Here is a 7487-nt window from a genome sequence, read left to right as displayed (position 1 = left end):
TAGTGTATCTAAGCTTATGGGGATTAACTAACAGGCGGTTTCCCTACAACGCCAATTCGTAAAAAAATTGGAATGGTTCCAAAATGATAAACCCAGCTTCGCTGAAACGAGGCTGGGTTGGTTTGTTAACTTAATACCAAGCTTTTAGAAGAAACCGAGAGGATTCACATCGTAGCTGATCAGTAAGTTTTTGGTGTTCTGGTAGTGGTTCAACATCATTTTGTGGGTTTCACGCCCAATACCCGATTTTTTATAGCCACCAAAGGCCGCATGCGCGGGGTAAGCGTGGTAACAGTTGATCCAGATCCTGCCTGCTTGAATATTTCTTCCCATACGGTAAGCGAGGTTTTGGTCACGAGTCCAAATACCTGCGCCGAGGCCGTATTCGGTATCGTTGGCCAATGCCAAGGCTTCGGCTTCGTCTTTAAAAGAGGTAATGGCAATCACAGGGCCAAAAATCTCTTCTTGGAAGACTCGCATCTTGTTGTGGCCTTGCAGTAGGGTCGGCTGAATATAGTAGCCTTGACCGAGTTCCCCTTCTTGTTTGGCAACGCCACCACCAAACAGCACTTTTGCGCCTTCTTGGCGGCCAATATCTAAGTAACTCAAGATCTTGTCAAACTGCTCTTGAGATGCTTGAGCCCCTACTTGAGTAGCGGTATCCAGTGGATTGCCTTGTTTTATGCCTTTCGCCCGCTCCGCGACTTTGGCCACAAAGCGATCGTAAATTGACTCATGAACCAGAACGCGAGAAGGGCAAGTACACACTTCGCCTTGATTGAAAAAGCCCAGCAAAGTACCTTCGATACATTTCTCCAGATAGGCGTCTTCATAGTCAAAAATATCTGGGAAATAGATATTGGGAGACTTCCCACCAAGCTCTACGGTTGATGGAATTAAACTCTGCGCCGCACATTTGAGAATGTGCTGACCCACTTGGGTTGAGCCCGTAAACGCCAGTTTGGCAATACGTTGACTGGTGGCCAAGGCTTGGCCTGCTTCACTGCCAAAACCGTTGACCACGTTGATCACGCCTGCGGGGATGAGATCGGCGATTTTTTCGATCAACACCAAGATCGAAGTAGGGGTTTGCTCGGCAGGTTTGAGTACCACACAGCAGCCTGCAGCAAGGGCTGGCGCTAACTTCCACGCCGCCATCAGCATTGGGAAATTCCAAGGAATGATTTGTCCCACCACTCCGATTGGCTCAGGAAAATGGTAACTGGCCGTGTGGCTATCGAGCTCAGCGGCGCTGCCTTCTTGAGCACGAATACAGCCTGCAAAATACCGGAAGTGGTCAACCACCAGAGGGAGGTCGGCCGCTAGAGTTTCACGCACCGGTTTACCATTTTCCCAGCATTCCGCAACCGCAAGCTGCTCTATGCTTGCTTCAATCCGATCGGCAATTTTCAGTAGCAGGTTAGAGCGCTCAGTCACACTGGTTTTTGCCCATGCTTCACGCACTTGATGTGCGGCATCTAACGCCAAATCAATATCTGCTTGGGTTGAGCGAGCGACTTGGCAATAAACTTGTCCATTGACGGGTGAAATATTACCAAAGTATTCACCACTGACAGGTTTAACCCATTGGCCGCCAATGAAATTATCGTAATGGCTCTTGAAGGTGATAACGGCGTTGTCACTACCCGGTTGTGCATAAATCATAACTCGTCCTTTTGTTTTCGGTTTGGGTGTTACACAGTGTCGAAATGCACTGCTTTATCCCTTTCCTACTTGAAGTGGCAACTCCAAGTGGTTCGGGTATTCCAACGCTATAACGCAAATCACAGGCCAACATAAATGAACTTGTTGTTAATCTTGTGTAACGCTATGGTTAACAAAAGGATCGCAAGTAACAGACAAGGTTGCCGTACTCGATTGGATGATGTGTACGAGTGTTCAAGTGTTACAAAATGACACACCCAGAGTGTGAGGAAATGGAACAGTGATGCAACTTCAACAGCTTGGCCACATTAATTGGCTGGTGAACTCTTGGCAGCGCAGTGAACAGGCGGGGTTAACCCAGCAGAGTCGTGCGCAAGATATTCGCTTGAGTGACAACAAACTTAAGGAGCGTCGCCAAGAGCTCGCGGGGCTGATTGACACGGTCAGCCGATTTGCGCTGCCGCTGTTCTACCAACTGTTTGCACACACTGACAGCCGTTTAATTTTGACCGACCAACACGGTGTGATCATCGGCAGTTGGGGGCAAGCGAGATTTCGTGAAAAACTGAGCCAAATCGCGCTAAGCTCAGGCGCATGTTGGCAAGAGCCGATCAAAGGTACCAACGCTATTGGCACGGCTTTGATTGAGCAAAAACCCATTTCGGTGATTGGTGAGCAGCACTTTATTCAGCATCATCACTTTATCAGTTGTTCCGCAAGCCCGATTTTTGATTACACCGGACAGTTGATCGGAGTGTTAGACATCACCAGCGAGCAGCAGAAACACACGCTTTCAACCCAAGTTGTGGTGCAGAATATGGTACAACTGGTTGAAAATCAGCTCCTTAACCAGATACCACATGGCCATGTACGAATCGATCTCGCCTGTGAACCCTCGTTATTGAGCAGTGGCTGGCAAGGCGTAATTATTGCGGATGAATCGGGCCAGATATTGGCGCATAACCAAGTCGCAGGTCAGTTATTAGCGCAAGGCAGAGTGATTGGTCAATCGGTGGAGCAGGTGCTGCCACGGCCACAGACGCATGCATCATTTATCTATACCACCACACCGCTCCACTCCAAGCAACATCGTACCCGCGCGTTAACTCCCGCCAGTGATCTGCATTTTGGGGATGCGGAGGTGGAGCGCTGTTGGCAACAGGCTAATCGGGTAATTGATAAAGATATCCGCTTGCTGATCCTTGGCCAAACTGGGGTGGGTAAAAATGAATTTGTTAAAGCGCTGCACAAAAATAGCCAGCGTAAAAACGGCCCTTTAGTCGCGGTAAATTGTGGTGCGCTGGCAAAAGAGTTGGTGGAGGCAGAGCTGTTTGGCTATGTCGCTGGCGCCTTTACCGGAGCCAGTCATAAAGGATACCAAGGGAAAGTGCGTTTAGCCGACAAAGGCATTCTGTTTCTGGATGAAATCGCCGATTTACCCCTAGATGCGCAAAGTCGCTTACTGCATGTGTTGCAAGACAAAACCGTGCTGCCGGTGGGTTCTAATCACGCCACCAAAGTCGATATTCAGATTATCGCTGCGACTCACAAAAACCTTGAACAGATGGTCACACAAGGGATGTTTCGCCAAGATCTCTACTACCGACTCAGTGATTTGGTTGTCGAGCTGCCCAGCTTCCAGCAGCGTCAAGATAGACAAGCCCTGATCCACCATATTCATCGCCGCTACAGTGATGCTGGCCAACAAATTTGTGGTGACTTAATGCAAAGGCTACTCGCTTATCACTGGCCCGGTAATTTACGCGAGCTAGATAGCCTAATCAAAGTCGCGAGTTTGATGGCCGAAGGCGAGGGGGTACTCACTTTCAATCATCTGCCGACACATCTTGCCCAAAAACTCAGCCACGCGGCGCCTATCGCTGCGGAGGATGATCAACAGAAAGACATCAAATCCACGGTAGAAGCATCCTTACTCAAAACCTACCAAGCAACGCAGGGCAACATTAGCCAAACCTCGCGTTTGCTTGGGCTGAGCAGAAATACCATCTATCGCAAATTGAAAGCGCTGGGGATACTGAAGTAAGATTGGCAGCTTCACGTTACCAAGGGTGGGCGCAGCTTCATCGCCTAATCCCATTTTCTGCCTGATGAAAGGCAGATTTTCACAGAGAACCCTCTAATGAACCAACAAGTTAATAACCCGCTGCACGGCCTAAGCCTAGAAAAAATCGTCACTCGCTTGGTGGAGCATTATGGCTGGAGTGGGTTACATCAGCGTATCAATATCAACTGCTTTGCAAATGACCCATCGATTAAATCATCGCTCAAGTTTTTGCGTAAAACTCAATGGGCGCGCGATAAGGTTGAGGCGCTGTATCTATCCACCTTTAGCTAATCTATCCACCTTTAGCTAATCCCTACGCTTTACCAAGGCAACGCCTGACCATCGTAGGCATAAAATCCGCCGCTTTGTTCAGGCGTTGCCGCTGCAATCAAACCAATCAAATCGTGCGCAACACGGGCGGGGCTGAACAGTTTCTCTGGGGCGACATTGCTGTGAAACGGCGCAGAGAGTTTGGTGTCGGTCGTGCCGGGATGCAGTGCCAACACCACCCCTTTTTTCAGTGAGCGTTGCCATTCAATCGCTAACGTTTTCAGTAGCATATTGAGCGCCGCTTTCGATGCTCGATAGCTGTACCAACCGCCGAGTTGGTTATCACTAATACTGCCGACCTTGGCGGAAAGCGTGGCAAACTTGGCCGCCTCACTCTGCTTCAGTTTGGCGGTGAAATGCTTGGCAAGCAGTAGGCTAGGCAAGGCATTGTGGGTCAGGTTGTAGAGGAAAAAATCCGCATCTAAGGCATTGAGGTTCTTTTCTGGTCCTTTACTTGTTGTATGCAGTACGCCGACACAGTTGATAAGCCAATCGACTTGGCTAAATTGCTCACTCAGGGTTTGTACCTGCGCTTCTTGGGTGGCATCGAGTGTATGCCAAGTCAGCCGCGGGTGCTGCCACGTCGGCGTAGTACTATGGTAAGTCGCATGCACGTTGGCCTCACTAAAACGGTTCAGCGCTTCTTGCACCATCGCCAAACCAATACCGCCGCTGCCACCGATGATCACGATATTCATGATGAGCTTTCCTTATTATGAGGATGATGGATAAGATGAGACGCGCTGGCGGCGATTGGCCAGTCAACCATATCGACACTGTCGAGCGTCAAATTTTCGAGAGCATTTAGCTTGCCACAAGCCGTTCCGCACCATTTGGCAACGAATTCGCCCTTTGGATCGTAAGTGTGCGCCTGTTTTGCGAGGTTGAATTGCCGCGAGCCGCGTGGGTCGGCTCCGACTCCCGCCAAATACTGCCAGTTGCCCCAGTTGGATCCGACATCGTAATCCACTAACTGGGTTTCAAAATAAGCGGCGCCATAGCGCCAATCTAAGCCTAGTTCGTGAACTAGGCAGCTGGCGACTAACTGTCGACCACGGTTGGACATGTAACCCGTTTGATTCAGTTGCCGCATACAGGCATTCACAATGGGGAAAGGCGTTTCTCCGTGCTTCCACTGTAAAAAGCGCTGCGCATAGAAACTGGTGAGCGGTTTTTGCTCGCCAATCCCAGAGAAGCGAAACAGTTTTGCGCCATAGCGCCGCGCGTACCAGTAAAAATATTCACGCCACAGTAACTCAAAGAAAATCCAGTAGGTGGAATCGTTCGCGCCATGTACAGCTTCATAACGCTGCAACATGGCATAAATGGTTTTTGGCGAAACCGCGCCGAGCGCGAGCCAAGGCGAAAATTTAGTGGAATAATCCATGCCGTCTAACCCATTGCGTGTCTCTTTATAGCGACTGGGGAGCATGGAGGAGAAATAGTGTTGGCAATGCGTCAGCCCTGCTTGCTCACCACCGACAAAGGCGCTGTGATTCGGCTCGGTAACAATGTCCATCAAAGGCAACTGCCAGCCTTGCTCAATGGGTGGTAAAACACGCGGATAGCCAATCGGCGCAGAAGAGAGGGAGAGCGTTTCTACTTGCTTACGAAATTGGGTAAAGGTGCTCGGTAGCGCCTCAAGTGCAAACGGCAACTGCGGCTCACTCAATAAGCTGTGCAGAGCTTGCTGATGGATATGCACAGAAGAAAAGTCCTGATGAATGCGCGCGATAGCTTGGCGCTCATCTGAGCCCGCCACTGCATCCACATAAATATCCGTAATCTCGACTTGAGTCAGCAGATGGCGCAGCGCCTGATAGGGCAAAAGTGGCGTCACCCAGAGCTTTTGGCCTAGCGTACTGAGCGAATGATCTAAGTCAGCCAAGGTTTGGTTGAGAAACCTTTTTTTGGCTTCGCCCCATTGTGTTTGCTGGGCGTAGCGCGCCAAAAATGGCGTAATCGAGGGATAACAGTACAAACAGATCAAGCGATCTACTTGCTGTGCGGCTTGCTCAAGTAGCGGGTTATCGTTCACTCGTAAATCGTTGGTAAACCAGTACAGGCCAATTTTTTTACTCAAGTTCCACTCTCAATACCGATGATGGGGTTAATGAGCGTTTATACGGTCAAAAGGATTGAGCGATCACGCGCTGCGGTTGCGGTAATGGGATTGATCCTCGAAAAGAGAGTGTGCGTAACAAATTGCAATGATGAATCTGAGGTCAATAGCCATGAATAAGCCAGATCTGGTGATCTTTTTTGATGGACAATGTCCGCTCTGTTGTAACGAGATGCGCGCATTAAAAACGGCGGATCACCAAGCGCGAATTTTGCTGGTGGATGTGCATGATGCGGATACGATGTCCTGCTACCCATTGATCGATAAACAACATGCGTTGTCTATCTTGCACGGTATCGATCAGCAAGGCCAACTGTTATATGGCTTAGATGTGACGGTGCTTGCGTGGCGTTTGGTCAATCGACATCGCTGGCTTTTCATTACTCGTCTGCCGATTTTAAAGGGGATCAGTGACCGAATGTATCTCCTGTTTGCCAAGCACAGAATGCGCCTCTCGCGCTGGTTTGGCCAAACCCAGTGCCAAGAGGGGGGTTGTCAAAAGAAAATAGAGTAGAGGAGGGGGGATTTTTAGTGCACGATACGGCCACCATTGAAAAGTCGAGTTGGGTCATCGGGAGATGAAGCACTGCCTGTAACAATAGTGGATCTCCTCGCGAAGTAAGCCAGTATGGAATTCGAGAAGAGTTAAAAAATGCCAGTCAGGCTTATCTGACTGGCATTACAGCATAGAAGGGGTTTTGGGCGTCATTTAGGTGATTTTTTACCCTCATAGAGCCCTTTGCCTTTGATAAATTCAGCTCTAAGAGAGCTATGATGTGTTCTTTACTCGTGATGCAGCGTGATGCAGTCTAGTCCGCCGTGACCGCGCAGCAGGGCCTCCGCTTGATTCAAATCCTTCCGTTTATTACTGGCTGTCTGCCCTACAAAATAGGGAGAGATCCCGGCTACTTCACCTTTAAGCCAGGTGGCGAATGCTTGATTGAGCGGATCGATGCTGGATGCATTGGTGATGTAAAAGGCCTGCTGGTTGGTGCCCATGATGCCATTCATCCAGTTCACGTGTCGCTTGCCTACCTGGAACGCGCCTGGGGCGGCGATTGGGGTCAGGCCGGCATCGCTTAACTGCTGGCGGATCAGGGTGTGGATCTTGTGCCAGCGCTCGCTCTGCTGGCGAAGGTTAGTCACGCTCTGGGTGAGTTCCTGCTGCTCGCTGTCGGTTAGACTGTCGTTGTCAGCCAGTACCTGTTCGAGCAGCGCTGCACTTGCCGCATAATCGTTAAGCAAGATGCGCCCATCGGCCAGTGGGCGCATAGCCATATCGAGGTGGAAACCGGGCTGGGCCAG

At 50.0% G+C, this 7487-nt stretch carries 6 protein-coding genes and 1 pseudogene; 3 read left to right on the top strand and 4 right to left on the bottom strand.

The window, feature by feature from the left end:
- Nucleotides 1-144: 144 nt before the first annotated feature.
- Nucleotides 145-1665, bottom strand: coding sequence for an aldehyde dehydrogenase family protein (locus GOU96_RS16255; protein ID WP_267783126.1), 1521 nt, complete (start codon nucleotides 1663-1665; stop codon nucleotides 145-147).
- 283 nt (nucleotides 1666-1948) lie between these two features.
- Here GOU96_RS16255 and GOU96_RS16250 point away from each other — a divergent pair, with 283 nt between their 5' ends.
- Entirely contained in the window at nucleotides 1949-3709 is a 1761-nt protein-coding gene (locus GOU96_RS16250; protein ID WP_267783128.1) for a sigma-54-dependent Fis family transcriptional regulator, read from the top strand.
- Nucleotides 3710-3805: 96 nt separating this feature from the next.
- Complete coding sequence (locus tag GOU96_RS16245; RefSeq protein WP_001076091.1) at nucleotides 3806-4021, top strand: VF530 family DNA-binding protein; 216 nt, start codon at nucleotides 3806-3808, stop codon at nucleotides 4019-4021.
- A 29-nt stretch (nucleotides 4022-4050) separates the two neighbouring features.
- Here the strand turns inward: GOU96_RS16245 and GOU96_RS16240 are convergent, their stop codons facing one another.
- Both GOU96_RS16240 and GOU96_RS16235 read right to left on the bottom strand, forming a co-directional pair.
- Nucleotides 4051-4758, bottom strand: a complete 708-nt coding sequence (locus tag GOU96_RS16240; protein ID WP_134987196.1) for an SDR family oxidoreductase — start codon at nucleotides 4756-4758, stop codon at nucleotides 4051-4053.
- On the bottom strand, nucleotides 4755-6143 hold the full coding sequence (locus tag GOU96_RS16235; protein WP_267783130.1) for a DASH family cryptochrome: 1389 nt from the start codon (nucleotides 6141-6143) through the stop codon (nucleotides 4755-4757). The genes GOU96_RS16240 and GOU96_RS16235 overlap by 4 nt, the downstream gene beginning before the upstream one ends.
- Before the next feature lie 151 nt (nucleotides 6144-6294).
- Between GOU96_RS16235 and GOU96_RS16230 the strand changes: the two genes are divergently transcribed.
- Entirely contained in the window at nucleotides 6295-6696 is a 402-nt protein-coding gene (locus GOU96_RS16230; protein WP_267783131.1) for a thiol-disulfide oxidoreductase DCC family protein, read from the top strand.
- Between the two features lie 269 nt (nucleotides 6697-6965).
- On the opposite strand, the pseudogene GOU96_RS16225 reads toward GOU96_RS16230, so the two are convergent.
- Nucleotides 6966-7487 (bottom strand): annotated as a pseudogene (locus GOU96_RS16225) (hypothetical protein); the annotation flags it as partial.

Source organism: Vibrio sp. R-1 (genome assembly GCF_035615595.1).
Classification (GTDB): domain Bacteria; phylum Pseudomonadota; class Gammaproteobacteria; order Enterobacterales; family Vibrionaceae; genus Vibrio; species Vibrio cholerae.
This window is presented reverse-complemented; position numbering and strand designations above follow the sequence as displayed.